Genomic DNA, 1,884 nt, shown 5'->3' on the forward strand with positions numbered 1-1,884 from the left:
TAGGACGGGATTGTGAAAAATACTACGGATTGGAGGGTTGATGCGGAAAGCCGGTAATAATTAAATTCCCGTTTTGTACATAGTTTAAATAGATAGATTCATAAATAAGCCGAATGAAATTCATCTCCATAACAAGAGATTCCACTATTCGAAAAGAGGTGTTTCAAAGTGCTAAAACCCTTGATCTTTGGACTGGCGCTGCCTCTCCTCACGCTGGTGGCGACTGGCCCCGCCGCAGCTGCCGCCGACTACGAGGTGGCCGAGTACACCATCGCCGATGCCACGGGGGACTGGGGCTTTCCCTCCCCTTACGCCCACTACTCCCGGGGCCCCGGATACGTCCGGATGAGCCTCCTCTTCGACACCCTGGTCTGGAAGGACGACGGTGGGTACCTTCCGGCCCTCGCCGAGGACTGGGAGTACATCGAAGACGATAACGCCTACTCCTTTGAGCTTGAGGAGGACGTCACCTGGAACGACGGCGAGCCGTTCGATGCCTCTGACGTCGTCTTCACCGTCGAGTACATCCAGGACCACCCCTACCAGTGGGTCGACTCCGGCATAATCGATCGGGCCGAGGCCACAGGCGACCGCAGCGTGAAGCTCTATCTGTCCGAGCCCTACGCCCCCTTCATGGACCTGGTCGCCTGCACCCTGCCAATCCTTCCCCAGCACGTCTGGGACGGCGTCTCCGACCCCGCGAGCTTCAGGGAGGATGAGGCCCTGATCGGGACCGGTCCCTTCAGGCTCTCCGACTACAACAAGGCCCAGGGGACATACCTCTACAAGGCCCGCGACGATTACTATTCGGGCGCGCCGAAGGTCGGAAGGATCGTCTTCCGCAAGATGTCTGACCAGACCGCCCCCGCCGCCCTGAGGCAGGGGAGCGTGGACGCGGCCTCCGTCCCGCCCGAGGCGACAATTCAGCTAAAGGACGCGGGCCTAAAGATCATCGAAGGCTCTCACGACTGGAACGCGAAGCTGATGATAAACCACCAGAAGGAGCCCTTCTCCGACCCTGAGTTCAGGCGTGCTCTGGCCTATGCCATCGATCGCGTGTCCCTGGTGGAGGTGACCCAGCGCGGCCAGGCTCTGGTGGGTAGCCCCGGAATGGTTCCACCCGACAGCGACTGGTACAATCCGGACGTCGAGCAGTACGAGTACGATCCGGACGAGGCCCGGGATATCATCGAGGACCTGGGACGCGAGGGTGAAGAGGTGGAGATCCTGGTGGCCGAGCGCGGTATCGTCGGCTGGCCCGGCTCCAGGGTGGCCGAGCTCGTCGAAGAGCAGCTGGAGGACGCAGGCCTCGAAGTCACCCTCCGATCTCTGGACGGCGCCACCCTCGACACCAAGGTTCAGGAGTGGGACTTCGACCTCGCCCTCCTCGGCCACGGCGGTCTTGGTGCAGACCCCGACTACCTGCGGAGGATGACCCTGGATGAGGTCCTCAATAGCGCAAGGTACTATGAGGATGGAGAGCTCGTCGACCTCCTCGAAGAGCAGCAAAGCGAGATGGACGAGGACGACCGGGCTGATATGATCTTTGAGGCCCAGGAGCTTTACGCCGAAGACCTTCCGGCCCTCACCCTCTACTACCCCAACTGGTACTGGGCCCACAATGGTGATTTGGACCTGTACTACACCAGGGGCGGGATCGCCATCGGGGTTCCGATACCCCTGAACAAGATGGCGTTCCTGTAGGATGGACGAAACGCCGAATATACGATGCCCCGATCACCGGGGCATTATCTTTCATCCTGAGTCGCATAAATGGGGTTTATATGGTCGGTTTTGAGGATACATTCTGATGCCCATCCTCCCGCCCGCAACGTTTAAATACGTGGCTGGTATTGGAGGAGTTCGCCCTTCTGGCAAAGTGGT

Annotated in this window: 1 protein-coding gene; it reads left to right on the plus strand. The window is 59.6% G+C overall.

Translation table 11 applies throughout. From position 1 onward, the window contains the following. Positions 1-180 precede the first annotated feature (180 nt). Positions 181-1,704 (plus strand): ABC transporter substrate-binding protein, encoded by a 1,524-nt coding sequence (locus ACP5EL_RS10175; RefSeq protein WP_428402399.1) that lies wholly within the window; start codon positions 181-183, stop codon positions 1,702-1,704. The last annotated feature ends 180 nt before the right edge of the window (positions 1,705-1,884 follow it).

The sequence above is a fragment of the Methanocrinis sp. genome (assembly GCF_049974945.1).
Taxonomy (GTDB): domain Archaea; phylum Halobacteriota; class Methanosarcinia; order Methanotrichales; family Methanotrichaceae; genus Methanocrinis.